Annotated in this window: 27 protein-coding genes; 15 read left to right on the forward strand and 12 right to left on the reverse strand. The window is 52.4% G+C overall.

Annotated elements, in window-relative coordinates; genetic code table 11:
• Positions 1-9 precede the first annotated feature (9 nt).
• Positions 10-1,722, forward strand: a complete 1,713-nt coding sequence (locus ABXS88_RS05550; RefSeq protein WP_353674186.1) for an AarF/ABC1/UbiB kinase family protein — start codon at positions 10-12, stop codon at positions 1,720-1,722.
• Here the strand turns inward: ABXS88_RS05550 and ald are convergent.
• Complete coding sequence (ald, locus tag ABXS88_RS05555; RefSeq protein ID WP_353674187.1) at positions 1,719-2,804, reverse strand: alanine dehydrogenase; 1,086 nt, start codon at positions 2,802-2,804, stop codon at positions 1,719-1,721. The genes ABXS88_RS05550 and ald overlap by 4 nt on opposite strands.
• Positions 2,805-2,843: 39 nt before the next feature.
• Positions 2,844-3,089 carry a hypothetical protein gene (locus ABXS88_RS05560; RefSeq protein ID WP_353674188.1) on the reverse strand — a complete coding sequence of 82 codons (246 nt, stop codon included), beginning with the start codon at positions 3,087-3,089 and terminating at the stop codon, positions 2,844-2,846.
• Positions 3,090-3,216: 127 nt separating this feature from the next.
• Here ABXS88_RS05560 and ABXS88_RS05565 point away from each other — a divergent pair, with 127 nt between their 5' ends.
• The 4 genes from ABXS88_RS05565 (at position 3,217) to ABXS88_RS05580 (ending at position 7,120) form a co-directional block, all read left to right on the forward strand.
• Complete coding sequence (locus ABXS88_RS05565) at positions 3,217-5,190, forward strand: flavin-dependent dehydrogenase (protein ID WP_353674189.1); 1,974 nt, start codon at positions 3,217-3,219, stop codon at positions 5,188-5,190.
• Between the two features lie 151 nt (positions 5,191-5,341).
• Complete coding sequence (locus tag ABXS88_RS05570; RefSeq protein ID WP_353674190.1) at positions 5,342-5,638, forward strand: DUF2973 domain-containing protein; 297 nt, start codon at positions 5,342-5,344, stop codon at positions 5,636-5,638.
• Positions 5,639-5,649: 11 nt separating this feature from the next.
• Entirely contained in the window at positions 5,650-6,279 is a 630-nt protein-coding gene (locus tag ABXS88_RS05575) for a YqiA/YcfP family alpha/beta fold hydrolase (protein ID WP_353674191.1), read from the forward strand.
• Between the two features lie 49 nt (positions 6,280-6,328).
• Positions 6,329-7,120 (forward strand): MBL fold metallo-hydrolase, encoded by a 792-nt coding sequence (locus ABXS88_RS05580; protein WP_353674192.1) that lies wholly within the window; start codon positions 6,329-6,331, stop codon positions 7,118-7,120.
• Here ABXS88_RS05580 and ABXS88_RS05585 read toward each other — a convergent pair.
• Together ABXS88_RS05585 and ABXS88_RS05590 are read right to left on the reverse strand one after the other, a co-directional pair.
• The gene (locus ABXS88_RS05585; protein ID WP_353674193.1) at positions 7,054-7,806 is read right to left on the reverse strand and encodes a 4'-phosphopantetheinyl transferase superfamily protein; all 753 of its coding nucleotides are present in this window, start codon (positions 7,804-7,806) and stop codon (positions 7,054-7,056) included. The two genes, ABXS88_RS05580 and ABXS88_RS05585, sit on opposite strands and share 67 nt — an antisense overlap.
• Positions 7,803-8,465 (reverse strand): HXXEE domain-containing protein, encoded by a 663-nt coding sequence (locus ABXS88_RS05590; protein WP_353674194.1) that lies wholly within the window; start codon positions 8,463-8,465, stop codon positions 7,803-7,805. The genes ABXS88_RS05585 and ABXS88_RS05590 overlap by 4 nt, the downstream gene beginning before the upstream one ends.
• A gap of 139 nt (positions 8,466-8,604) precedes the next feature.
• Between ABXS88_RS05590 and psbQ the strand changes: the two genes are divergently transcribed.
• Positions 8,605-9,051 carry a photosystem II protein PsbQ gene (psbQ, locus tag ABXS88_RS05595; RefSeq protein ID WP_353674195.1) on the forward strand — a complete coding sequence of 149 codons (447 nt, stop codon included), beginning with the start codon at positions 8,605-8,607 and terminating at the stop codon, positions 9,049-9,051.
• A gap of 67 nt (positions 9,052-9,118) precedes the next feature.
• Here psbQ and ABXS88_RS05600 read toward each other — a convergent pair whose 3' ends face one another.
• The gene (locus ABXS88_RS05600) at positions 9,119-10,123 is read right to left on the reverse strand and encodes a LysR family transcriptional regulator (protein ID WP_353674196.1); all 1,005 of its coding nucleotides are present in this window, start codon (positions 10,121-10,123) and stop codon (positions 9,119-9,121) included.
• 207 nt (positions 10,124-10,330) lie between these two features.
• Here ABXS88_RS05600 and ABXS88_RS05605 point away from each other — a divergent pair, with 207 nt between their 5' ends.
• Positions 10,331-11,008, forward strand: a complete 678-nt coding sequence (locus ABXS88_RS05605) for an NnrU family protein (protein ID WP_353674197.1) — start codon at positions 10,331-10,333, stop codon at positions 11,006-11,008.
• A 150-nt stretch (positions 11,009-11,158) separates the two neighbouring features.
• Positions 11,159-11,497, forward strand: a complete 339-nt coding sequence (locus ABXS88_RS05610) for a thioredoxin domain-containing protein (RefSeq protein ID WP_353674198.1) — start codon at positions 11,159-11,161, stop codon at positions 11,495-11,497.
• 7 nt (positions 11,498-11,504) lie between these two features.
• On the opposite strand, the gene bioD is transcribed toward ABXS88_RS05610, so the two are convergent.
• Positions 11,505-12,236: a dethiobiotin synthase gene (bioD, locus tag ABXS88_RS05615; RefSeq protein ID WP_353674199.1), complete on the reverse strand. Its 732-nt coding sequence runs from the start codon at positions 12,234-12,236 to the stop codon at positions 11,505-11,507.
• A gap of 113 nt (positions 12,237-12,349) precedes the next feature.
• Here bioD and ABXS88_RS05620 point away from each other — a divergent pair, with 113 nt between their 5' ends.
• On the forward strand, positions 12,350-13,363 hold the full coding sequence (locus ABXS88_RS05620; RefSeq protein WP_353674785.1) for a ribose-phosphate pyrophosphokinase: 1,014 nt from the start codon (positions 12,350-12,352) through the stop codon (positions 13,361-13,363).
• A 142-nt stretch (positions 13,364-13,505) separates the two neighbouring features.
• Here ABXS88_RS05620 and ABXS88_RS05625 read toward each other — a convergent pair whose 3' ends face one another.
• Entirely contained in the window at positions 13,506-13,910 is a 405-nt protein-coding gene (locus ABXS88_RS05625) for a thioesterase family protein (protein WP_353674200.1), read from the reverse strand.
• Between the two features lie 87 nt (positions 13,911-13,997).
• Here ABXS88_RS05625 and ABXS88_RS05630 point away from each other — a divergent pair, with 87 nt between their 5' ends.
• Positions 13,998-15,971, forward strand: coding sequence for a bifunctional aldolase/short-chain dehydrogenase (locus tag ABXS88_RS05630; RefSeq protein WP_353674201.1), 1,974 nt, complete (start codon positions 13,998-14,000; stop codon positions 15,969-15,971).
• A 5-nt stretch (positions 15,972-15,976) separates the two neighbouring features.
• On the opposite strand, the gene recG is transcribed toward ABXS88_RS05630, so the two are convergent.
• Both recG and ABXS88_RS05640 read right to left on the reverse strand, forming a co-directional pair.
• Positions 15,977-18,421 (reverse strand): ATP-dependent DNA helicase RecG, encoded by a 2,445-nt coding sequence (gene recG, locus ABXS88_RS05635; protein ID WP_353674202.1) that lies wholly within the window; start codon positions 18,419-18,421, stop codon positions 15,977-15,979.
• A gap of 51 nt (positions 18,422-18,472) precedes the next feature.
• Complete coding sequence (locus ABXS88_RS05640; RefSeq protein ID WP_353674203.1) at positions 18,473-19,309, reverse strand: prephenate/arogenate dehydrogenase; 837 nt, start codon at positions 19,307-19,309, stop codon at positions 18,473-18,475.
• Positions 19,310-19,492: 183 nt separating this feature from the next.
• Here ABXS88_RS05640 and ABXS88_RS05645 point away from each other — a divergent pair, with 183 nt between their 5' ends.
• The 5 genes from ABXS88_RS05645 to glnA all read left to right on the forward strand — a co-directional run bounded on the left by ABXS88_RS05645 (position 19,493) and on the right by glnA (position 23,931).
• The gene (locus tag ABXS88_RS05645; RefSeq protein WP_353674204.1) at positions 19,493-19,900 is read left to right on the forward strand and encodes a CAAD domain-containing protein; all 408 of its coding nucleotides are present in this window, start codon (positions 19,493-19,495) and stop codon (positions 19,898-19,900) included.
• Positions 19,901-20,053: 153 nt separating this feature from the next.
• Positions 20,054-20,488 (forward strand): peroxiredoxin, encoded by a 435-nt coding sequence (locus ABXS88_RS05650; RefSeq protein WP_353674205.1) that lies wholly within the window; start codon positions 20,054-20,056, stop codon positions 20,486-20,488.
• 121 nt (positions 20,489-20,609) lie between these two features.
• Entirely contained in the window at positions 20,610-21,377 is a 768-nt protein-coding gene (locus ABXS88_RS05655) for a transporter substrate-binding domain-containing protein (protein WP_353674206.1), read from the forward strand.
• 116 nt (positions 21,378-21,493) lie between these two features.
• Positions 21,494-22,354: a photosystem I biogenesis protein BtpA gene (gene btpA, locus ABXS88_RS05660; protein WP_353674207.1), complete on the forward strand. Its 861-nt coding sequence runs from the start codon at positions 21,494-21,496 to the stop codon at positions 22,352-22,354.
• Between the two features lie 155 nt (positions 22,355-22,509).
• Complete coding sequence (gene glnA, locus ABXS88_RS05665; RefSeq protein WP_353674208.1) at positions 22,510-23,931, forward strand: type I glutamate--ammonia ligase; 1,422 nt, start codon at positions 22,510-22,512, stop codon at positions 23,929-23,931.
• Between the two features lie 128 nt (positions 23,932-24,059).
• Here the strand turns inward: glnA and ABXS88_RS05670 are convergent, their stop codons facing one another.
• From ABXS88_RS05670 to ABXS88_RS05680, 3 genes are all read right to left on the reverse strand, one after another.
• Positions 24,060-24,257 carry a hypothetical protein gene (locus ABXS88_RS05670; RefSeq protein ID WP_353674209.1) on the reverse strand — a complete coding sequence of 66 codons (198 nt, stop codon included), beginning with the start codon at positions 24,255-24,257 and terminating at the stop codon, positions 24,060-24,062.
• A 107-nt stretch (positions 24,258-24,364) separates the two neighbouring features.
• On the reverse strand, positions 24,365-25,288 hold the full coding sequence (locus ABXS88_RS05675) for an alpha/beta hydrolase (RefSeq protein ID WP_353674210.1): 924 nt from the start codon (positions 25,286-25,288) through the stop codon (positions 24,365-24,367).
• A gap of 134 nt (positions 25,289-25,422) precedes the next feature.
• The gene (locus ABXS88_RS05680; protein WP_353674211.1) at positions 25,423-25,650 is read right to left on the reverse strand and encodes a hypothetical protein; all 228 of its coding nucleotides are present in this window, start codon (positions 25,648-25,650) and stop codon (positions 25,423-25,425) included.
• Positions 25,651-25,749: the final 99 nt, after the last annotated feature.

A 25,749-nucleotide genomic window follows, 5' to 3' on the forward strand; every position in this document is an offset into this window, starting at 1 on the left:
AAAATTACCATGCTAAGCCAGCCGACGGCTGGTCGGTTGTTCCCAGCACCGAAGTATCGCTTGATGCTAAACGCCTCGTTGACACCGGCTTGGCATCGGCAATTAGAAATTTTCAGCGTGTTGTCCGCTTTCCTTATCCTGGAACTCTGGGATAGCCTACGGGGCCAGCGTTTTCGCCGCCGCTCTCAACGGGCCCAGTGGCTGGTGGAACGCCTCTTGGAACTAGGTCCTACCTTTATCAAAATTGGCCAATCTTTATCCACTCGGGCTGACCTGATTCCTGCGGACTATATCCAGGCCTTGAGTCAACTACAGGATCGAGTGCCGCCCTTTGATTCTGCGATAGCGATGGCCCTGATCGAACAGGAACTGGGCCAATCCATTGAAGCTTTATTCCAATCCTTTGCGCCGATTCCCTTAGCCTCCGCCAGTCTAGGCCAGGTACACCGGGCCATTCTGCCAACGGGGGAAGACGTGGTGGTTAAGGTACAACGCCCTGGCCTAGAGGAGTGCCTCAATTTAGATTTTGAGGTTTTACACCACTGCTTTCGCTGGGGAAAGCGTTGGTTACCAGGCTTTAAACGGTTGGCCAAAAAATACGAATTTGAGGCCATTTATCACGAATTTTTTACGCTTTTATTTCAGGAAATTGACTATATCCATGAAGGCAAGAATGCCGAGCGTTTTCGCCAAAATTTCCAGGACGAACCCCAAGTTAAAATCCCCAATGTGTACTGGCAATATACAACCCACCGCGTTCTGACGCTAGAGTATCTACCGGGTATTAAAGTCGATGACCGCGAGGCCCTGCTAAAGGCGGGAATTAGTCTCGACTGTGTCATTGAAACGGGCATCTGTGCCTACCTTAAGCAATTGCTGATCGATGGTTTTTTTCAGTCCGATCCCCACCCCGGTAATATGGCCGTGAACGGGCAGGGCGAACTGATCTTTTATGACTTTGGCACCATGGCGGAGGTTAAAATCGTCGCCAAAGATCAAATGATTCAAACCTTTTTTGCCATTCTCCGCAAAGATGCCAACAAAATCCTAGAAACCCTTATTTATATGGGCCTGATTGAACCCGTGCAGGACATGGCCCCCGTTAAGCGCATTATTAACTTCCTTCTGGATAATTTTCGAGATAAACCGGTGGATATCAAGGCCTTTGAACAGGTGAGTGATGAAGTCTATGCCATGTTTCAACAACAACCTTTTCGTCTGCCTCCCCAGATGACTTTTATTTTAAAATCCCTCGCTACTCTAGATGGCCTGGCCCGGGCCCTCGACCCCCAGTATAATTTGATCGCCGCTAGTCAACCCTTCATTCAACGGGTGGCGGGAACCACCCCAGCGCCCTCTCTTCTAGCCATGGTATTGAAGCAAGTTCAAACTTTTCTCGCAGCGAAATTTCAGGGCTCCCCTCGCATGCCTCGCTTGATTCAAGACCTGGAGGAAAAAATTGAGCGGGGCGAATTACAATTTCGGACCCGTTCTCCAGAGGGCGACCGCCTACTCAAGCGCATCCACCTGGCCCTGAAAAGCCTGATCTATGCCTGTCTCACGGGTTTTACGCTTCTTTCTGCGGCTGTTCTTTTGCCAACCATGTATCACCAACTGGCCCTGGTGGGCTTTGGCCTCGCGGGCCTATTTAGTTTATTCCTACTCCGCTCCTTAATTCAATTAGCGATTCAGGAGCGCCTCGACCGTTGGGGGCCGTCCTAGACCAGATCAGGAAAGACGGACTGCACGGCCGAATGGACAAGCCGATGGGCCTGCACATTTACCCCTTTCACGAGGGGACTATCGGAGGGAAGACGCTCCAGGGCCTGCTGGGCCAGTTGCAGGACGTAGGGTAACGTACTATTATTCAACGCCTGGGTGGCCGTCCAGGGAACCGCTCCGGGCATATTGGGAATACCGACGTGAACAACTCCCTCTTCCAGGTAACTGGGTTGACTGTGGGAGGTGACTTTTAGGGTTTCAATACAGCCGCCTTGGTCTACCGCCACGTCAATGATCACGGAACCCGGCCGCATGGTTTTCACCTGGGCCCGAGAAACCAAAATAGGGGCCCGTTTCCCTAGCACCAGCACCGCACCAATCAGGAGATCGGTTTGGGGCAATAGATGATCCAGATGACTCCGGTTGCTATAAAGCAGTTGTACCCGAGAGCCAAACAGGGCCTCCAATTGATTGAGCCGGTCAACATTGATATCCAGAATTGTGACTTGGGCCCCCAGACCCAGGGCCATTTTCGCGGCCTCAGTGCCGACGACTCCACCGCCTAAAATTAAGACCCGGCCCGGTGCCACTCCAGGAATCCCTCCCAGTAAGACCCCCCGGCCCCCCTGTTGTTTTTCCAGATAGCGGGCCCCAAACTGAACGGCCAATCGACCAGCAATCTGGCTCATGGGGCCCAGCAAGGGCAGACGACCATCGGCTAATTCGACGGTTTCGTAAGCCAGGGCTGTCAGACCAGACTGGAGTAAGGCCTCGGTGAGAGGCCGGTCAGCAGCTAGGTGGAGGTAGGTAAATAACCATTTGGGCAGAGTTAACAAGGGATATTCCATCGGCAGGGGTTCTTTAACCTTCACCACGAGTTCCCGTTCCCAGGCGGCTCGGGCCGTACTAACGATGGTGGCTCCGGCCTGGATATATTCGACATCGGCAAAGCCAGAGCCTTGCCCTGCTTGACTTTCCACAAAGACCCCATGGCCCTGTTCAACAAGGGTTCTCACACTACTGGGGGTTAGACCAACGCGAAATTCCTGGTCTTTAATTTCCTTGGGGACGCCAATTTCCATGATCTCTATGCCTTTTATTCCTGGTTGCTTTGCATCTTACTATTCTGACCGCGCCGGCAGGGCCAGCCAAGCCTGGGAAATCAGGCCGCTCAGCCAATCACGTTGCACTGAATCCAGTAGGGGGTCTTCGGCTAAAATTTCCGCCGTGAGGTCTTCTAGGGATTGACCCTGATGTCGGGCCAGGTTGACGACTCCGGCAATGGCCACGGCAATCAATTCTTCATCAATGGGATAGTGACGCAGGGCCAATAATTCTGCCGTGTTGGTGGGAATGGCATAGTGCATGGGAGGAGGTAGAGGCTTGCTTAAGGGAAGGTTTAACGTTAATTAGTAGTAGGGGCAGTTTAACCCAAATGGCCGGCGTTCATTGTCCGTTTTTGCTGACATCTCTACTCTCTCATCCTCCATTCCCATGCAAGAATTCCTCTACTTGGAAGTACCGACCCCCGATACCGGAGCGGTGCTAACTTGGCTCCAGCAAACCTGGTCGGCCCCCGGTCTCAAGCGCCTCACGGCTGATGGCCTCGTCCTCAGTACTGCGGACGGGCAAGGGGAATTATCGATTTTTATTTGGTCTCTGCAACGGACAACCTATCTCAAGGTCTTTCGCTGGGGAAGTCGGCCCTTTCCCCAAGAAACAACCGTGGTCGCCCAGTTGAAACAGGCAATCGAAACGGCTTTTCCGCCCCAGTATCCCGCTTTACCCGACCTAGACCTCAGTCAAGGGGATATTTTTACGGCCCTGGCCCCCTACTACCCCCAAACTGTTCATTTTTTCCAGAAATTTCCCCAGGGAGCCTACGACCTCCAGCGCGTTTATTGGTGGGAAAAACGCTGGCGAGACAATGCCCAAAATCCCCAGCACCCCCCGACGGTTATTGTTGACCACACTCAACAGGCCGCCCCTAATCAGACCCCAGACTACGACTTAATCTATATTGGCGGGGCCCTGGGGGTGATCCACGCCGCCGTCATGGCCCAGCGGGGCTACCGGGTTTTGTTAATTGAACGGATGCCCTTTGGCCGCATGAACCGGGAGTGGAATATTTCCCGCGGGGAGTTTCAGCGATTGATCGATCTCGGCCTGTTTACACCGGAAGAATTCGAGGCCCTGATTGCACGGGAATATCAAGATGGTTTTAATAAATTTTTTGATGCCTATAATCCACCCCACCTCAAAGCAAAAGTGCTCCACACTCCCCGAGTGCTCAATATTGCCTTGAATTCGGCCCAACTCCTGCAACGCTGTGGCGAAAAATTGCGGGCCGCCGGTGGCGACATTTGGGATGAAACGGAGTTTCTGACGGCCGATGTTTACTCGAATGTTGTTACCCTCAGTCTGAAACATTTACCCACCGACACCCCAAAAACCGTCAGTGGTCGCCTCTTAATTGACGCAATGGGGACGGCTTCGCCCATTGCTTGGCAATTGAATGGCCGTCAGGCCTTTAGTAGTGTTTGCCCAACGGTGGGGGCCGTGGTAGAAGGATTGGCCCCAGAAGTCTGGGATGCCACCTACGGCGATGTTCTCAACTCCCATGGTGATATTTCTCGCGGCCGGCAGTTGATCTGGGAACTGTTTCCCGGGGCCGGCGATGAAATGACCATTTACCTGTTCCACTACCACCAAGTCCATCCCCAAAATCCTGGTTCTCTGCTGGAAATGTACGAGGACTTTTTCATGATTCTGCCAGAATATCGACGCTGTGACCCTAAGCAATTGACCTGGAAAAAGGCCACCTTTGGTTATATTCCCGGCCATTTTAGTACTAGCGACCAAGACCGTACCGTGGCCTACGACCGACTGCTGGCCATTGGTGATGCGGCCTCCCTGCAATCCCCCCTGGTTTTTACCGGCTTTGGTTCCTTGGTGCGAAATCTCGGCCGACTTACCGACCTCCTGGATGTGGCCCTGCGTCACGACCTCCTCAAAGCTGACCATTTGAATGGTATCCGGGCCTACCAAAGCAATATTGCCGTCACCTGGCTCTTTTCCAAGGGGATGATGGTGCCCACGGGTAAGACTCTACCGCCCCAGCGGATCAATGCCATGCTCAATACCTTCTTTGGCCTGCTGGCGGATTCCCCACCGGAGGTAGCCGATACCTTTATTAAAGACCGAACCACCTGGGGCCTGTTTACCCGGCTGGCCCTCAAGGCCGCGCGTCAAAATCCCCGCTTGTTGCTCTGGATTTGGCAGATGGCCGGCACGGAAGATCTTCTGCGATGGCTCCTCGTCTATGTTGACTTTAGCCGCGATGCCCTGGCCCAGGGACTGCTGTTCTGGTTACCCCAAGGCTTGAATCGGTCTCGGCCCTGGTTAGAAGCCAAATTTCCTGCTCTCTGGCTCCGACTCCTCAGTTTTCGCTACCGTTTGGCCCTGTGATCCCTCAGTAAAATCCCTCGATCTGGGCCCGTGAAACTCCCTTAAATCCTTGCTAAGCTAGGAGCAAGGGATATTAAGCGTTTATTCGAGAGATTTATTTTGAATAGCGGTCACTAATTATTTTTGTACGAAAAGCCGGGGAGACTAACCAGTGTTACATCTAATCTATATTTTGGCCTTTACCGTGATTGCTTTTTTAGCGGTCAGTAATCTAATTCGCAGTTTGATCACCGTTAGCATGGGCACCCAGCGTACGATGCCCCTCCATCGCGCTAATGCTGCACCGAAAAGTTACCATCCCGAAATGTTTGATGACCGGGGTAATCCCATCAATGAACCCCTGCTGGTCATGCGTTCCGTGAGTGTCGAAGATGCCCGCCAACAATTAGATGCCCTCTACAATGCCTCGCCCAGCGGTACGCTTCCTGAAAAAGAGGAAGAAAGCTAGGCCAAGGCTCAATGAAATATATTTACCTCCACGGTTTTGCCTCCAGTCCCCAATCGGCTAAGGCTCAGTTTTTCCGTCGTCAATTGACGGCTCTTAATCTTTCGCTCCTGACGCCTGATCTGAACCAAGACGACTTCACCCACCTCACCCTCAGTCGTCAAATGGCTCAAGTTGCCCCAGAAATAGAATCCGCGGCATCGGTTACGTTAATGGGGTCGAGTTTAGGGGGCTTAACGGCCGCCTGGCTAGGTGAACAGTATCCTCAAGTGGAGCGGCTTATCCTCTTGGCTCCCGCCTTTGGTTTTCTTCAGCATTGGCTCGCCCAGCTTGGCCCAGAAACGGTCAACACCTGGCAAAGTTCTGGCTATTTACCCGTTTTCCATCCCAGGGCACAAAGGGCCCTCCCCCTGGCCTATGGCTTTGTGACGGATGCTCAACAATACCCCGAAGAAAAGCTCCAGCGATCTATCCCAACCCTGATCTGCCATGGTCGCCAGGATGATGTCATTCCGCTACAGGCCAGTGAAATCTATGCCCAAGCAAGGCCCTGGGTTAGCCTGATTTCTTTGGATAGTGACCATGCCCTCACAGGGGCCCTGGATCAGATCTGGAGCCATGTCCAAACCGCCTGTGGCCTCTAGCTTCTTTACAATCGTTTACAATAGCGGTAAATATTTTCGGGAAATAACCATGCAATTAACCTGGTTTGACAGCAATTCTTGGCTGATAGAAATGGCAGGACAAACCATCCTGCTGGATCCCTGGCTGGTCGGCTCTCTGACCTTTGGTAATTTGCCCTGGTTATTTAAAGGAGAAAAGACGACGCAGTACGATCTCCCTGCCCCTATCGATTTACTTCTGCTCTCCCAGGGCCTGGAAGACCACGCCCACCCACCCACCCTCGCTAGCCTCGATCACCATTTGCCAGTGGTGGGTTCCCCTAATGCTGCTCGTGTTGTTACCGGCCTGGGCTACGACCAAGTAACGGCCCTCCAACCAGGGGAAAGCCTTACCCTGAAGGGACGCTTAGAGATTCGGGCCCTACCGGGTTCCCTTGTCGGGCCTAATTTGATTGAAAATGCCTACTTGTTAACGGATAAAGAAACTGGCCATCGCTTATACTATGAACCTCATGGTTTCCATGCTGCCGAACTGCAAGCCATGGGCCCGGTGGATGTCGTTTTGACCCCTGTCGTGGGGATTCGCCTTCTCGGCCTGGCCCCCGTGCTTAAAGGCCAAGAAACCACCCTAGAGCTATGCCGCTGGTTACAACCCCAGGTCTTGCTTCCCACTTCGGGGGCGGCGGCCATTACTTACGAGGGCCTACTGGCTAAGGTTTTGCGTTTAGAGGGATCCGTTGAGCGGTTCCAACAATTATTACAGGCCAATCATCTAACGACGGAAGTGCTCCTGCCTCAGCCGGGCGTTCCCCTGGCCCTGGCTCTAGATGTGCCTGCTAGAACCGCTATGGCTACCCAGTAGTTTTCCTGGAAGGGAAAAGACAGCAGTCGCCAGGGCCGACTATCCTCCGGGAGATGTTGATAGGCCTGAGCCGATGGATCTAGGATCACCCGGTTTAAGCCACCGCTCAGGCCCTGGCCAATGGTCTTTAAATAGGCTTCCTTCGCTGTCCACAGTTGAAAAAAATACTGGTGCTGTTCTACTTGAGGTAATTGGTAAAGGGCCTGTACCTCGCAGGGAGCAAAGAAGCGTCGGGCCAGGGCCTTTACCTTGGCAACCCTTGGTAAATATTCCAGATCAATGCCAATACCGGGATTCTCCGTCAGGGCAATCACGGCCCAATCCTGAGCATGGCTGAGGTTAAACTGCAGGGCTTGAGGATGGATTTGAGGGTCTAGACCCGGCTTGCCTTTTGGCCCATAACTCAAACAAACTTCTGGGGGAGAACAGCCAAGATGCTGAGCAAGGAGCAAGCGGAGGGTCCCCCGTACCCATCGATAACGTTGGCGTTGCTGAGGTGCGCTCAAGGCCTCGGCCCGTTGCTTTTCCAGGGGAGATAGATAGGTTTCTAGTTGCGCTAATCCCTCAGGATTGAGAGTTTGGGGTAGGGGTAGATACCAGAGGGAAATGGGGGCCAAATCCCTGGGAGTTAGCGAATGCTGATGGAGGCCCAGGGCCGGGAGTGCCTGCAAAATCGCTTGGCTCACGGGCTAGTTGTTGGGACTTCGCCCAATCCCATCGAGGCCGACTTGGAAATCTGTTTTTGATAGCGCTTCAGACCCAAAAAACCAGCGGCAGGCAAACCAAGGATAAAGATAAAACCCACCAGCAGGTAGGGGTTCCAATAGAGGTTGTCCATCACGCCAGCATTTTTTAATAAATAAAGGGCCCACAGGGCGAAGGGGATATGCAATAGACAAGCCGTTGCTAGGCCTGGGTTGTACCAGCGTCGGGTCGCCACGGACAAGACGATATGGACGACGGCTTGAAAGATAAAGAAATAGGGCATCCAGGCCGCGAAGCGCAGGTCTTGGGTCGCCAGCAGACCACAGAGGGGGAGAGGAAGCCAGATATACCCCATATTGATCCAGTAGACCAGGCTTTCATCGAGCATTCCCGTCTCTGGATTTTGTTTATATAGATCGCGGTTGGCAAATTCGACGAACCCGCCGGGAAATAGGTACTCCTCTGTTTCGTGCAACATGTACAAGGGAGCGCACAGGAGCATTGAGTAAAGGACGAGATTGTTGGGGGCCACCAAAACCGTGAGATAGACCAACAGAAAAATAGAGACCACGAGACCGGCCCTCATCCATTCACGGTGGAACCAATGGTAATAACCCAAAAGAGACATCGCGGTTGACATAATCGTTACCTCCGGTCGTTAGTGGTCAATCCCCTTCCCCTGCCCCCCTGAAGGCCTTCGGAACAGGAGCGAAAACGCTTTATGATTGAGGGGAAGAATCTCTATAGTTCTACTCCAATCCAAAATTTAGCCTACGCTTATGTCAATTTTCCGTTCCCTCTTTTCCCTGCTATTGGTCATTGTAGCAACGGTATTAGTGGCTTGCAGTGGCCCCCAAGTCCAGATTCCTACCACCTATTCCCCCGAAAAAATTGCTCAACTGGAGGTCTATGTGACCCCTATTGAGAGTGCCCGCGAGAAAATGGAAACCCTCAAAACTCTGATCTCTGACCAGAATTGGGTGAACATTCGCACCTATATCCATGGCCCTCTGGGGCAACTCCGCCAGGATATGCTGAATTTATCTCGTTCCCTACTGCCCAAAGACCAAGACCAAGCTACAGCCCTGGCTCGGGAAGTGTTTGGCCACCTAGAACGCTTGGATGTTGCCGCCAAAGACCGCAGTTTAACCCAGGCTGGTGTTCAGTATCGGGAGGCCCTAGAGGACTTTGATGCTTTCCTGAATTTAATTCCCAAGGCGAGCTAGTCTGTTAGCCTTCTTCTTTCCCAAGTGACCGTTGCGGCAAGAGTTTGCTTGTCCTTTTGGTCACTTTTTAACTATTGGGGAAGCGACTCGTGTTTTCCGGCGGTGCTTCTCGGTATTGTTGCGGCAGCTTCTCGGGTTCTAGGGCCTCGGGATAGGTGGAAAAAGGCGGCAAAATTTCCTTGATAAACGCTTCAGCGGCTTTAGAACGATAGCGGTTGGGGTTGATAATCACGTAGAGGGTGCGTCGGACTTCCACTTCCCGAATCGGGGCAATGTGTAAGACCTTCATTTCCAGTTCTTTTTCAATAGCGGTGGTAGAGACAAAGGCGGCCCCTAGACCCGCTTGAACGGCATTTTTAATTGCCTCGATAGAATTTAATTCCATCTCAATTTTTAAGCGTTTAGTGTCAATTTCCCCTTGGCTCAATACCTTATCAATCACCTTACGGATGGTGGATTGGGAGTCTAGGCTAATAAACTTGAGCTTATACAGGTCTTCTTTTTGGATGGTTTCTACCTTGGCCAAGGGATGAAAGACCGGCATAATCAGGGCCAACTCATCCTCAGCGTAGGGAATGACCTGGAGGGTATCCTGGAGTTCGCTGGGAACTTCGCCGCCAATGATGGCCAGATCGACTTGACCGTTGGCCACGCCCCAGGAGGTACGGCGAGTGGAATGCACCTGGAGTTGTACCGAAACATCAGGGTATTTTTGGCGAAAGAGGCCGATCATTCGCGGCAGAAGATAGGTTCCTGTGGTTTGCGAGGCCCCCACAATCAGAGTTCCCCCCTGGAGATTTTGCAGGTCTTCGATGGCTCGGCAGGTCTCTTGGCAGAGGGTCAGGATTTTTTCGCCGTAGTTGAGGAGCAGATAGCCCGCTTCCGTAAGCTGGGCTTTGCGGCCGCCCCGGTCAAAAAGGGGCACATTGAGTTGCTTTTCAAGATTTTGAACCTGAAGACTGACCGCTGGTTGGGAAACGTAGAGAGTGTCTGCGGCTCGCTTAAAACTGCCCTCAGCGGCTATGGCCTTGAGAATTCGCAGTTGATCTAACGTGAAGGGAATATCTGACATAGGCTAGCCAGCGGTGGAGGGAAAGATCCTGGAGTTAACAGTGTTACTGTTTTTCCCATTGAAGAGACATTAACACAATCAGGGGGGCAAATTCCTTTAGAATCCAGGAGTTATCCCCATGATCCCGTTAGTTTTTATTTCCATTTTCTGTAACGAACGCGAAACAATATGTTGAACCTGAGCTGGTTGACACCAAGTCATGGCATTATGGCTGCTCTTCTCCTCCTATTTGCCCTAGCTCACAGCGGTTTAGCGGCCCTGCGGCCCTGGGGAGAGGGCCAAATTGGCGCCCGGGCCTATCGGGTTGTCTTTGCCTTGGTTAGCCTTCCTCTAGCAACGGTATTGATCCTTTATTTTTTCAATCATCGCTACGATGGTCTGACCCTCTGGCATCTCCAGGGTTGGACTGGTACCAAAGCCCTTGTCTGGAGCCTATCGGCCCTTTCCTTCTTCTTCCTCTACCCTGCCACTTTTAACCTCCTAGAAATTGCCGCGCTTCAAAAACCCGAAATTCACCTCTACGAAACTGGGATCATTCGCATTTGCCGCCATCCCCAATTTGTCGGCCAGGTTATTTGGTGTGTAGCCCATTGTCTTTGGCTGGGTACAACCTTTACCCTGCTAACATCCCTGGGGTTGATTGCCCACCATGGCTTTGCCATTTGGCACGGGGATCGCCGTTGGTTTCGTAAATATGGTGAGGCCTTTCTCCAGGTCAAGGCCCGCACTTCTATCCTGCCGTTTAAGGCGATTTGGGAGGGCCGACAAACCCTGGTCTGGCAAGAATTTCTAACGCCGGCCTATGCTGGGGTGACAGGATTTATTGTTCTTCTTTGGTGGGGTCATCCTTGGTTAATGCAGATCACTAGTCGGGTGGCTTGGTAGGGCCAGTTGATTCAAGGGTGAAGTATAAAGGCTGAAGATAAGGCCAGATAGAGTTAGCCAACCACTTACCTCGTCAATTTTCCAGGGCTTCCTGGCAGATGATCCCCATTGGTTGTAGCATGGTTGAAACGTTGGCCCCCAGACCGCCCCATGCTGTCCGTTAATGAAAAAACCTTCCCCAGCATCGTTTTAGAGTCTCCCCAGCCAGTTTTAGTCTATTTCTGGGCCCCCTGGTGTGGGCTGTGTCGCTTTGTGAATCCTCTGCTGGGACGACTCCAAGCCGAAGTCGGCGATAGTTTACAGTTAGTGGATGTAAATGCGGATGCTAATTTTCGCCTGGCCAATGCCTATCGCCTCCGGAGTCTTCCCACCCTCCTACTCTTTCACCAGGGCCAGATTATCCAGCGTTTAGAAGATTTCCGCGTCCGGGAAGATTTGCAGAGTATTTGTGAGTTTGTACGTTCTTACTTTATGGCTAGGTCAGCTTAAGCCTAAGTCAGGCCTGGGACAAGTCAAAAACACCATGTAACTGCTCTAGCTCTAGCTCAGCGGCCTTCTGAGCCAAGCAGAGGGGATCAAGGGTCTCTTTTTCCTTGAGGTGGGGAATCACGCCTAACACAGGAATCTGGGTCAAGTGTTCAATCAAGGTCGGATCAGCCCAGGCTTGGAGTTGCTCCTCGGCGTGTTTTTTTCGACAACTTAAAACAATGCCCTTGAGGGGAACCTGACACTGGCGGGCCAGGGCCACGTGGGCAATGATTTGGCCAAGACAGCCTAGCTTGACGGGGGCAACGAGCAGGGTTGGCAAGCGCCATAGGCCAGCAATATCCGCCACCGTTAGTTCCGGGGTAACGGGAGAACCCAGACCGCCGAGGGCCTCCACCAATACGCGGGGATGTTTGGACTGTAACTGGGTCAAAGCCTGCCAGAGAAGGGCTAAATCAACAGTTTTTCCTTCCTGGGCGGCGGCAATGGGCGGGGCCAGGGGAGCCGTAAAGCGTAGGGGGGTCACTAGTTGCCAATGGCCCTGATCGCCAAACAGGGCCTGGTAATGCTCCTCATCCCCGATCCCCGTCTGTAGCAACTTCATTAAGCCGAGGGATTGTTGGGAATGGTACTGGCGCCAGTAGGCCGCCAGGGCTGAAGTTAATACCGTTTTACCGACTTCCGTATCTGTACCCGTAATCAACAGAGTTTGTTGGGAGGGGGAAGCAGAAAAATTGCCCATGGTTTTCCTAGAATCTACGGGCTTCAAGCCCAGGTGAATCGGTTATGATGTCTAGAGAACGATCGCCCGTCAGAATTGTGTTGAATGTCTGATGGAGATCCTACCTGCCATGCATTGAGGGTCAAGTATCTGCCGTGAGCCATCCCGTTACTTTAACACGTCAATCGACACTACCGTCATTGTCGGATAACAACCGTCTCCGTCTCTTTTCTGGATCGGCCAATCCCTCGCTTTCCCAAGAGGTTGCCCGTTATTTGGGGATGGATATTGGCCCCATGCTCCGCAAACGATTTGCCGATGGAGAACTCTATATTCAAATTCAGGAATCCATCCGGGGAGGAGACGTTTATCTGATCCAACCCTGTTGTCACCCGGTCAATGACAACCTGATGGAGTTGTTGATTATGGTTGATGCCTGCCGTCGGGCTTCAGCTCGTCAGATCACGGCGGTGCTTCCCTACTACGGCTATGCTCGGGCAGACCGGAAAACCGCTGGCCGGGAGTCCATTGCTGCTAAATTAGTGGCGAACCTGATCACCAGTGCTGGGGCCCAACGGGTCTTAGCGATGGATCTCCATTCTGCCCAAATTCAAGGCTATTTCGATATTCCCTTCGACCATGTCTACGGTTCTCCCGTCATCATCGATTATCTGCTGAGTAAAAATCTCAGTGATCTCGTGGTCGTTTCCCCCGATGTCGGTGGTGTAGCCAGGGCCAGGGCCTTTGCCAAAAAGCTCAATGAAGCCCCTCTAGCGATTATTGACAAACGTCGTCAATCCCACAACGTAGCCGAAGTGCTCAACCTCATTGGAGATGTGGAGGGTAAAACCGCTGTATTGGTTGATGACATGATAGACACCGCCGGCACAATCCAGGAAGGAGCTCGTTTGTTGCGAGAAAACGGTGCCCGCCAGGTCTATGCCTGTGCTACCCATGCGGTCTTTTCGGAACCGGCTATTAGCCGTCTTTCCAGCGGACTCCTGGAAGAGGTGATTGTCACCAATACGATCCCCATTCCCGATGACCATCATTTTCCCCAACTCACCATTCTTTCCGTGGCCAATTTATTGGGAGAGGCCATCTGGCGCATCCACGACGAAAGTTCCGTCAGTAGTATGTTCCGCTAATCCAGATAATCTAGAGCGGGAGAGACAATGCCGGTTGTAGTCAACCTGGAGCCACCTCTCTCGCCAACATGGGATGGGAGTTATGATGTTTAAAAATTAGCGCTACCTGGAGCGACGTTAGGGCATAGGCATCAGCAACTTCCTAGATTGTTATAAGCCGTTGGCGCCAGACTTCTGGTAGGTTAATCGCTTTTCGGCTCTGGGGATGAATGCAAACATGCTTAAGCTTAGCCCGAGCGACGAGAGTTTCCGGGGCCGCTAGCAAAAAGAGTTGGTAATCGGTCTCGAAGCTGCGCTGGCTGAGATGGGGAACTGTTACCTGAATCAGGAGGGTATCGCCACAGGCTAGGGGGGCCAAAAAATCAATTTCTGCATGGACAATGGGCAGGGCTCCGTCCGGGCTGGTAAGGATGCTGGAGAGGGGCAGGCCAACGGTGGCAAGACTAGCTTCGTAGGCTTCGTGACAAAGGGAAAGGAGAGTGGCGAAATAGACAACTCCCGCACTATCGGTATCGGCCAGATGGAGGGCGCGTTGGTAGGAAAACATGACAAGGGTAAAAAAAGCAGGGGCCTGATTGCAGGGGCGCAAAATCCGGCAAGATAGGGGAAGTTTAATCCCCGTATTGAAATTATTATGCAAAGCCTTTGGAATGACCAGGAAGCGGCCCGCTACGATAGTGACCTGGGCCAACGTGTCTACACCTCCCGACTGCTGGGCCGTGACCCCTCCTTGGTTCTCCACGGTGGCGGCAATACCTCGGTCAAAATTCAAGAAACCAATCTCGTCGGGGAAACGGAAGAAATTTTATACGTGAAAGGCAGTGGCTGGGATCTGGCTACTATTGAGGCGGCTGGTTTTGCCCCTGTGAGGATGTCCCATCTACTCAAACTAGCCCGTTTACCCGCTTTGTCGGATCCGGCAATGGTCAATGAACTGAAAACCCAAGTCACCCAGGCCAAGGCCCCGACCCCCTCGGTGGAGACGATTCTCCATGCCCTCTTACCCTACAAATATGTGGATCACACCCATGCGGATGCAGTGGTGGCCATCACCAATACGGCCCAGGGCCGAGAACGAATTGTTGACATCTACGGTGCCCAGGTGGTGGTGATTCCCTACGTGATGCCAGGCTTTGATCTAGCAAGAATTTGTGCTGAATGCTTTCCCCGGGAGGCCGGGCCCCAAACCATCGGCATGGTCTTGATGAATCACGGTATTTTTTCCTTTGGCCAGACGGCCCGGGAGGCCTACGAACGCATGATTTATCTGGTAGATTTGGCCGAGGCCTATCTCCAGCAAAAACAAGTTTGGGACTTGGCTCCCCCTCTTCCCCGGAATCCCCAGCCTAGTCAGGCCCTGGCCCTGGCTAAATTTCGGGCCGAATTGAGTGCCACGGCGGGTTTTTCCGTCATCCTACAGCGCCACCAGGATGACCGCAGTTGGGCCTTTAGTCAGCGAGGCGACCTGGCCACCGTTAGCCAACAGGGCCCGGCCACCCCCGACCATGTGATCCGCACCAAACGCTTGCCTCTCTTGGGACGGGATATCGAGGCTTATGCGGCGGCCTACCAGGCCTATTTCCAGGCTCAATCGAGTCAATCACCAGTACAAAAAACCGTGCTAGACCCAGCTCCTCGGGTGATCCTCGATCCAGAATGGGGTCTCTGTACCGTCGGCCGCACTGCCAAGGATGCCGTGATTGCCGGGGATATCTATCAGCACACCATGGCAATTATCGAATGGGCAACGGGCCTAGGGGGCTATCAGGCCCTGTCGGCAGCGGAGCTATTTGCGGTGGAGTATTGGGATCTCGAACAAGCGAAATTACAACAAGCCGGTCAGCCGCCAATGTTTCGAGGAGAAGTGGTGCTGATCACCGGAGCTGCCTCGGGCATCGGCAAGGCCTGTGTGGAATCCTTTCTTCAGCGGGGAGCGGCGGTGATTGCCCTCGATATTCAGGCTGGGATAGAGCGCTTACACCAACGCCCGGATTATTACGGCCTGCAGTGCGATTTAACCGATGAAACAGCCTTCCAATTGGCCCTGGAAAAGGCAATTAATCGCTTTGGGGGCCTGGACATGCTAGTGCTGAATGCAGGTATTTTTCCCCCAGCCCGAGCCATTGCCGACTTATCCGGGACGGAATGGCGGCGGGTACTGTCCATCAATCTGGATGCCAATCTGATGTTGTTGCGGGAATGCTATCCTTTTCTGGCCCTGGCCCACAACGGCGGACGGGTGGTGGTCATTGGCTCCAAAAATGTGCCGGCCCCTGGCCCTGGCGTGGCGGCCTATTCCGCTTCCAAGGCGGCCCTCAATCAATTAATCCGGGTGGCGGCCCTGGAATGGAGTCAGCAAGGAATCCGCCTCAATAGCATCCATCCCAATGCGGTGTTTGATACGGGCATTTGGACAGAGGAAGTCATCCAGGCCAGGGCCAAGCACTATGGCCTCAGTGTGGAGCAATACAAAACCAATAATTTGCTCCGGGTTGAAATTAATAGCCGCGATGTGGCAGAGATGGTGGCAGAGATGGCGGGCCCCCGCTTTGCCAAAACAACGGCGGCCCAGATTCCCCTCGATGGCGGCAATGAGCGGGTAATTTAGGGCCCCTAGGTCAAAATTTCTCGGCCCATCAGGCGTTGATGGCGGGCTGTTAACTCTGCTCGCAGTTCCGGCCAAGCCTGGAGTTCACTATCCCTCTGCATCAGGTGTTCAGCGGCCTCCCGAGCCAAAAACAACACCGCTTGATCCTCCGCCAAACTGGCCAGGGCCAAATCCGGCAGGCCCGACTGGCGTGTGCCCAAAACTTCTCCTGGCCCTCGTAGACGCAGATCCATTTCAGCAATGAAAAAGCCATCCTGGGACTGTTCCAACACTGCTAGACGTTGTCGTGAATCGGGGGTTTTGCTATTGGTCATTAAGAGACAGTAGGAGCGATGACTGCCCCGGCCTACCCGCCCCCGGAGTTGATGAAGCTGAGACAGGCCAAAGCGTTCGGCGTTTTCGATGAGCATCACCGTGGCATTGGGAACATCCACCCCTACCTCAATCACCGTGGTGGAGACAATAATTTGGGTTTGCTGTTCCCGAAAGGCCGTCAGGGCCGCATCCTTATCTGCCGCCGCCATGCGGCCATGTAACAGACCTAGACGAAAGTCAGGAAAGACCACTGCCGACAGACGCTGGTATTCCTCCACGGCGGCTTTGACATCTAATTTTTCCGACTCTTCAATCACCGGAAAAATGATATAAACCTGGCGGCCCTGGGCCACCTCTCGACGGATCAGGTCGTAAGCCTGGAGGCGTTCCTTAGACGTCAACACCATGGTGGTAATCGGTTGACGGCCGGGGGGCAGTTCATCAATTTGACTCACTTCCAGATCCCCGTGCAGGGTCAGGGCCAAGGTGCGGGGAATGGGAGTGGCGGTCATGGTTAAGACATGGGGCGTCTGGCCCTTGGCTAAGAGTCTGGCCCGTTGCTGAACGCCAAAGCGGTGTTGCTCATCAATCACCACCAGGCCGAGGCGATTGAAATTAACGGCATCCTGGATCAGGGCGTGGGTGCCAACCAGTAGGGGCAATTCCCCCGTGACCAACTGTTGGTGAATCTGTCGTCGTTTAGCAGTTTTGGTCGAGCCAGTGAGCAGTTCGACAGGCAGATAGAGAAGATTAAACCAGCCCACTAATTTACGGTAATGCTGTTCCGCCAACACTTCCGTCGGGGCCATCAGGGCCGCTTGATAGCCCGATTGAATCGCCGCGAGGATGGCAAAGACCCCCACCACGGTTTTTCCTGACCCTACATCTCCTTGTACTAGGCGATTCATGGGGGCCGGGGCTGTTAAATCCTGGAGAATCTCCTGCACCACCCGCTGTTGGGCCTGGGTTAACTGGAAAGGCAAAATCCCATGGAAGCGTTCCATCAACTCACCCTGGGGCGTTAGCACGACACTCTGTTCCGTCTGCTTTTGCTGGTAACGACGATGCAAAAAGCCCAATTGCAGGTAGAAAAATTCATCGAAAATCAGCCGCCGCCGGGCCGGTTCTAAATCCTCTCGGTTTTCAGGAAAGTGGATATTGGCAATGGCCGTGGGCAGATCAATCAGTTCGTATTTTTCTTGCAGTTCCGAGGGTAGGGGGTCGGTCAGTTGAGGCAAGGCCCCAAGACAAGTTAACACCGTCCAGCGCACCATGTCCGCCGTTACGCCTTCCGTGAGGGGGTAAACCGGTAGAACGCGGCCCACCTTGAGGGATTCAATGGGGGCATTACTGCTATCTAGGATTTCAATTTCTGGGGTATCGAGGGTAAGGCCATATTTATTGGCTTTGACCAGGCCAGAAGCCGCAATCACGACTCCCGGCGCGTAGAGCTTTTTCATGCGCTCCTGCCAGCCTTTATTGGCAAAGCGTTGCCCCGCATAGAAACGATTCAATTTAATGCGGCCCGTGGCATCCCGAATTTGGACTTCAAAGATATTCAGGTTTCTATTTTTAGGACTGGTAAAACAATTACTGCGAATTACCCGGCCGATCAGGGTAACAGTTTCGCCAGGAACGAGATCCACAATGGCTACCTGTTTGGCGTAGTCGATGTGGTCACGGGGAAAGTAAAACAACACGTCCCGCACGGTTCTCAGGCCGAGTAGGGCCAATAATTTAGCGCGATGCTGGCCAATTTCCTTCACCTGGATCAGAGGCGTGGTTAGAGCCAGGTCATAAACCGCCGGGGCCTGGAGGGCCAATGTTTTAGTCGGGGGCGGGGCGGGAGCTTCTAGGGTTTGTCGCAGGTCTTGTAAAAAACGACGAGTCTGGGCTACCAGGCTTTGGCGATGGGCCAGACTGAGGTGGGGATACTGCTGAAAACGTTGAAACAAGTCTTGCCAGCGTTGACAGGCCTCCGTTGGCGCTTCGGGGGGAGGGCCAACCTGGAGACTTAGAACTAAAAATTCACTAAAACGATGGCGATGGCCCTGGAGGTCGAGAAAACCCCGCTCAGCCTCAAGGGCCAGAGCCTTTTGCAGGCGGAGCCAATCGGGGGAAGCAAGGTCAGTCACGGAAGCGTCCTAGGGCGGAGAAGAGGGCCAAACCCAGTATAAATCCTGGTCTTAGAGAAAGGGGGGACGTTCGGCTTGGGTACGTTGGAGATACTGATACAGCACCGCCCAGTCCTCTTGCTGGAGCCATTGCACCACTTGGTCTAAGGCTTGACGATAGACCGTCAGGGACTGGAGTAAGGCCGTCCGATTAAACTGCGCCATCATCAGGCCCAGTTCTGGATTACCGCCCCCGACTCGACTGGTATCCCGAAAACCCGAACTGGCTAAGGTTTGGGCCAGGGCCAAGATCTGGGGGTCGGCTTCTTGCCCACAGGTGGCAATTAAACTCGCACTGACCATCACTGGCAGATGGGAAATCCAGGCAACGGCTTGGTCATGGGCCTCGGGAGAGCAAATATGCACCTGGGCCTGTAGGTCATTCACTAAATTAATTAGAGTGTCGAGGTCGGCGGCCAGGGTCTGCTCCGTGGGGGTGAGAACGTAGGGCGCACCGACGAATAAACCACGTTCGGCCGCTTCGATGCCCTGCTCGGCAGTACCAGCCATGGGATGCCCACCAATAAACCGGGGCCAATGGTCTTGACAGGGCAGAACGATGGCCGTTTTAACCGAACCCACATCCGTCACTAACGCCTGGGGAGAGAGGTGGGGCGTTAAGGCCTGGAGGACGGGGAAAATCTGGGCAATGGGGGGGCAGAGGACAATCACGTCCGCCGAAGCCAAAAGTCCTAAATCCTGGGAGGCCTGGTCTACGGCCCCGCGTTCTATAGCTCGCTGACAGGTACTAGTTTGGCGAGATACGCCTAAAACTTGATGGCCCTGAGCCCGCCAATCAAGGCCGAGGGAACCGCCAATTAAGCCTAAACCAACAATACCAATGATCATTTCTAACCCTGACAGGGATTAACTTTGGCTTCCTAACCTGTAACGTCTTTTTACAGCCGGCCATTCTCAGACGATCAGGGCCTTGAAGGTGTCTGATAATATGGGCAGAAGCAAAAGAGTGACCTATTCTTAAGGCAACGATTTGCTATTGTTGTTCAATCTTAACAGAAGGACTTGTGGAAGATGGAATCTAATGTTGAACAGAAAACGGTTTCCCCTGGCGTAAAAACCGACAAGGGCCCGTTGGCGATGGGAGGTAAATCTCCAATCACCGACCAAGCTTGGCAAGAATGGTTACAGCCGGTTTGGGAAACCCTGGGTAAAGTCCCTGAATACACAGGCCAGTTCTTTGCCGATAATAAACAACCCCTTATTTCTTTAGGCATTATTCTTTTAGGTATCGTTAGTGTGAAAATTTTGGTTGCCATCCTGGCGGCAATCGATGATATTCCACTCTTAGCACCCATGCTCCAGCTCATTGGCTTAGGCTACAGTGCTTGGTTCGTTTGGCGTTATCTTTGGAAAGCCTCCAATCGTCAGGAGCTGCTTTCTGAATTTGAGGCCCTTAAAAATCAAATTTTTGGCAGTTAGTATTGTCTGTGCTGTTTCTTAGCCTCCGGCTTGCTGAGTCGGGGGCTTTTTCCTGAGCTGGCGACCGTCTCCCCTTGAATTTTCAGACATCCCAGGCGTAAGATCGCAGTGTTCTTGTGCTTTCCAAACTTTATTGAGTGATTACGAGGCATTATGGCTTTAGCAATCGGCACGGTTGCCCCCAACTTTACGACCCTCGATGATGCAGGGAATAGCATCTCCCTCTCGGATTTTTTGGGCAAAACTGTTGTTCTCTACTTCTACCCCAAGGATGACACTCCTGGTTGTACCAAAGAGGCCCAGAGCTTTCGGGATAATTTTGCTGAATATCAAAGCAAAGAAATGGTGGTGCTCGGCGTGAGTCAAGATGATCAAGTGTCCCACCAACAATTCAAAGAAAAATATGGCTTGCCCTTCCAACTCCTGGTGGATACGGATGGGGCTATTACCCGCGCCTACGATGTCGATGGCGGCGGCTACTCTAAACGGGTAACCTATATCATCGATAGCACCGGCAAAATTACCTACGTCGATGACAAGGTTAACACTGGCACCCATGCTCAGGATCTGCTCGGAGTCGTCGGCTAGCTAGGCGATTGCTCACAAAGTTTATACCGGCAAGTCCCCCAGTATTGGGGGATTTGGGGGCCCACATAGACTTTTCAAACATCCTCTTACCCGGATTGCCCATTTAGCATCCAAGCCAAGGATGAAATTAATATCTCTACTCACCGTTTTGATCCTGGGTTGGGGTCTTTTTCCTAGTACAGTGGTAGCGGAGTCATTGGCAGTTATTCTGGCTACGGGCCACCTACGCATTGGCGTTAAGGATAATCTACCGCCCCTGGGATTCCGGGATAGTCAGGGCCAACTTCAAGGTCTAGAAATTGATCTGGCCCGCAAACTTACTCAAGAATTACTGGGTCTGGACGCTCAAGTCGAACTGATTCCCCTCCTCAACCAAGAGCGTCTGCCGGCCCTGCTGGAGGGGAAGGTTGATCTGGTCATTGCCCAAATGGGAGCCACTCCCAACCGAGCCCGTTTGGTTACGTTTAGCCCTTACTACTATTTAGATGGCACGGGCCTGCTGATGAAAACATCAACCCACGTCTCTGCTATCGCTCCTAGCAAAATTGCGGTCTTGCAGGGGTCTAGTGCTATTGCCGTTCTTCAGGCCTGGCGTCCTCAGGCCGAACTCATCGGTGTTGCTTCTTACCAAGCGGCCCTGACCTTATTGGAAAAAAATCAAGTAGATGCCATCGCGGCGGATAACACTGTCTTGGCAGGCCTGCATCAAACCCTTCCTGGTTATCAGTATCTCCCATTGCGATTGTCGGGAGAGCCCCTCGCGATTGCCATGCCCAAAGGTCTACAGTACCAAGACCTCCACCAGCGGATTTATCAAATTCTAGAACGGCTTCAGGAATCAGGGTGGTTAGCTGAGCGGATTCAATATTGGGGATTGCCCCACTTTTAAGGCCTAAAGCCTCAGCGCTCCCTTGCCGACGGCCGCCTTAGGGTAAAATTTTAAGTTGGCGATTGGCCCTTAAACTAAGCGCGGCTCCATGGTGGTGCATTAGGACTTTTAGTGCAGTGGATTTAATTCAGACCTTCCAAACTCGCAACCCGATTATTGGCGTTGTTCATTTACTCCCCTTGCCCACCTCTGCTCGTTGGGGAGGGAGCCTTAAGGCCGTGATTGAACGGGCCGAGCAGGAGGCAACGGCCCTTGCCGCTGGTGGCGTAGACGGTATTATTGTGGAAAATTTTTTTGATGCGCCTTTCACCAAGGGCCAGGTCAACCCAGCGGTGGTGAGTGCCATGACCTTGATCGTGGACCGGATTATGAACCTCGTCGTGGTTCCAGTTGGGATTAATCTCCTCCGTAATGATGCCACTAGTGCCATTGCCGTAGCGGCTTGTGTTGGGGCCCAATTCATTCGAGTCAATGTTTTAACGGGGATCATGGCCACAGACCAAGGGTTAATTGAGGGCCAGGCCCACGAACTGCTCCGTTTTCGCCGGGAACTAGGATCGGAGGTCGCTATTTTGGCGGATGTGCTGGTTAAACATGCCCGCCCCCTGGGAACGCCCAACCTCACTACCGCCGTGCAAGACACTATTGAACGGGGCCTAGCGGATGGCGTGATTCTTTCCGGCTGGGCCACGGGGAGTCCTCCTAGCCTAGAGGATTTGGAATTGGCCAAGGCCGCCGCCAAGGAAACGCCGGTTTTTATCGGTAGCGGGGCCAACTGGGACAATATTGGTCAACTGATGCAGGCCGCTGATGGGGCGATCGTCGCCAGTTCCCTCAAACGCAATGGGCAAATTAATGAACCCATTGACCCGATTCGAGTAGCTCAGTTTGTAGAGGCCCTGCGAGAAGCGACCCAGTTCAAACCTGGGCCCAATTCAACCTTGACCCCAGATTCTGCTAAAAGCCGGATTTTTTAAGATCTTGGAAACGATTTCCAAGACCTTCCCCTTGGTTTATCCCCATTAAAGAGACCGTATTTGGTATCTAAAGATACATTTTTGCAGAAAACAACTCTCTAGGATGGAGGACTTGGAGCGATATAAATCTTTTCCTAATTGCATAAGGAGTTACGATGTCTAAAACACCCCAAGATGTTTTACAGTGGATCAAAGATGAGCAGATCAAGATTATTGACTTAAAGTTTATTGATACGCCTGGTATTTGGCAGCATTGTTCCTTTTATTACAACCAGTTAGATGAAAGTTCTTTCGTAGATGGGGTTCCCTTCGATGGCTCCAGTATTCGGGGCTGGAAGGCGATCAATGAATCTGATATGTGTATGGTGCCCGATCCCAACACCGCCGTCATCGATCCCTTCTGTAAAGAGCCGACCTTGAGCATGATTTGCAGTATTAAGGAGCCTCGTACCGGTGAATGGTACAACCGGGATCCTCGCACGATTGCTGCTAAAGCGGCTGAATATCTCCGTAGTACAGGCATTGCCGACACGGTTTACTTTGGCCCTGAAGCTGAATTTTTCCTCTTCGATGACGTTCGCTTCGACCAAACGGAAAACTCCAGCTACTATTATGCCGACAGCATAGAAGGTCGTTGGAACACTGGCAAAGTCGAAGAAGGCGGCAACCTTGGCTACAAACCCGGCTACAAACAAGGATATTTTCCCGTTGCGCCGACCGATACAGCTCAGGACATCCGGACGGAAATGTTGCTGACGATGGCGGCCTTTGGAGTTCCCATCGAAAAGCATCACCATGAAGTGGCTACGGGCGGTCAAAACGAACTGGGCATCAAATTTGACAAACTGGTCAACTCCGCTGACAACTTGATGGTCTACAAGTACGTCATCAAAAATGTTGCTAAAAAATATGGCAAAACTGTCACGTTTATGCCCAAGCCGATCTTTAACGACAATGGTTCAGGGATGCACGTTCACCAATCTCTTTGGAAAGATGGTCAACCCCTCTTTGCCGGTGATAAGTATGCCGGTTTTAGCCAAATGGGTCTTTGGTACATCGGTGGTATCCTCAAGCACGCTCCCGCCCTGTTGGCCTTCACGAACCCCACCACCAATTCCTACAAGCGCCTCGTCCCTGGTTTCGAGGCTCCGGTGAACCTGGCCTACTCCCAAGGTAACCGCTCAGCTTCTGTGCGGATTCCCCTCTCCGGTGGCAACCCCAAAGCAAAGCGTCTGGAATTCCGTTGTCCTGATGCAACTTCTAATCCTTACCTAGCCTTTGCCGCTATGCTCTGTGCCGGTATTGATGGCATTAAAAACCAGATTGATCCCGGCGAACCTCTAGACGTTGATATCTACGACCTCAGCCCGGAAGAATTGGCCAAGGTTCCTTCGACTCCTGGTTCTTTGGAAGCCGCCCTGGAGGCCCTGGAAAAAGACCACGGCTTCTTGAGCGATACTGGCGTGTTTACTACCGATTTCATTGAAAGCTGGATTGAGTACAAACTCGATAATGAGGTGAATCCGATGCGTCTGCGTCCTCACCCCTACGAGTTTATGCTTTATTATGATTGCTAAGGTTTCGGCCCTGTCAGTCAGTTTTAACCACTCCTCCGGGGGTGGTTTTTTGTAGCCCAAAAAGTAAAAGAGCAGACAATCTACTCTTTTAGGATCTTATTCATGAGCTGATGAATCCTGTCGCGATTCTAGCTAAGGGAGGCATGGCTCCGGTCATAAGTGGTACAAAAGCTCGAATGGGGTTTTCCTTGAATGGTACTCCAATAATTTTCTTCAACTTCAACACCAATTTCTGCCGCCGCCCGATTGAGCATCGATTGCTGACGGTTTTTAATCATTTGATGGTGGCGCATCATTAAGGCCCGTGCTTGTTGTTGAGTAGACATTTCTTCTATCCTCCGATTGATTTTCGGTCGCTACGATTGCATTTGTTTTACCCTTGATATTATTTATAGCATAAAATTCTGTAGCAAAAATTACAAAATCGCTATTTTTACAAATCTTTACATATAGAATTGGTTAAAAAGGCCAAAATCGCTTCTGTAGTCTGCTGAGGTTTTTCGAGGTGAGGAACGTGGCCACAGTCATCTAGCCAAACCAAGCGACTATGGGGTAATTGCCGCTGGAATTGCTCGGCGCCTCGAGTCCCCAGGATGCGGTCTTGACGACCCCAGAGCAGGAGAACCTCCTGTTGAATCCTGGCTAATTGGGACGCAAAGGAACCGTAGCCGCCACTCTTGGTAAAATTGATCAGACTGTCGCTCCAATAGGTGCAGGTGAGGTGGAGGGCCGCACAGGCCTGGGCATCGTCACTTGCGAAATGTTTGTCATAGTAAGCGGCTTTGCTGATGTTTTGGCGCACTTGGGGGTTGGCTAAAAAGCGGGTGGCCCAGCGGTCGAGGGGAGGGAACATCCAACGACTAGTGGCTGGGGGATTGGTGAGGCCGGCGCTGTCTACCAAAACCAGTTTTTGCACAAGGTCAGGATAGCTGAGACAGAAGTCCAGGGCAGCAGCCCCTCCCATGGACACCCCGACTAAGACTGCGGGTGTTCTCACAAGAACCTGCCAGGCTTGCCAAAGATGGGCCTTGATCGTCTCGCTGGAAATGGGGACATCAGAAAAACGTTGGTTAAAACCAAAGCCCAGCAAATCAATAGCTAAGACACGACAATGGGGAACTAACTCAGGGATAAGACGCCGAAACTCTAGCAGGGAGCTATCAAAACCATGGAGAAGTACGAGGGTTGTTGGCCCCTGGCCCTGTTCCAGATAGGTGGTGGTGATGGGAATGGAAGTGAGGTCAGGCACCCTCAGCTCGCAGGTTTGAATCTGCTGGAGACAGGCCAAGGAGGTGGCTTCAGTAATCGTTGCAGGAGGGGTTAACCAAGGATGGCGTTGGCGATTAATTTGATCCATACCATCAATTATTACTGAGAAATGGAAGCTTAAACCCTTGCCTGGTTACAAGGTTAGCCCACTTGATAGGCTGCCCTAAGTCCAGCCTTCACCTCTAACCAGTCTTCTCTGAACTATTGATTTTTACCGTATGTTTAACAATAAAATTCACTTCGATCCAGTCTGATTTCCCCGTGGGAGGGCACCCAGGCCACCCAGGTATTGACGGACTCTTGGCATAGTAACTTCGCCTCGTCGCTAGCATATTCACTGGGCAGGGCCAATAACTTCACCCAAGTATCACGGGTGTAGGTCATGTGGCACACTGGAGTCCAGGGAGCGGAAACTCCTTGGTTGGTCATCATGTCCAGTTGTAGCGGCATATTAATGGTTCTCCATTTCCAACAAAGGTGATGAAGCGACTTCCCAAGTCAATCCCTTGGAAAAGCATCGCCAATTTCTGTATCCATTTTTACTAAAAA

The organism is Synechocystis sp. LKSZ1 (assembly GCF_040436315.1).
In the GTDB taxonomy this organism is placed as follows: Bacteria; Cyanobacteriota; Cyanobacteriia; order Cyanobacteriales; family Microcystaceae; genus Synechocystis.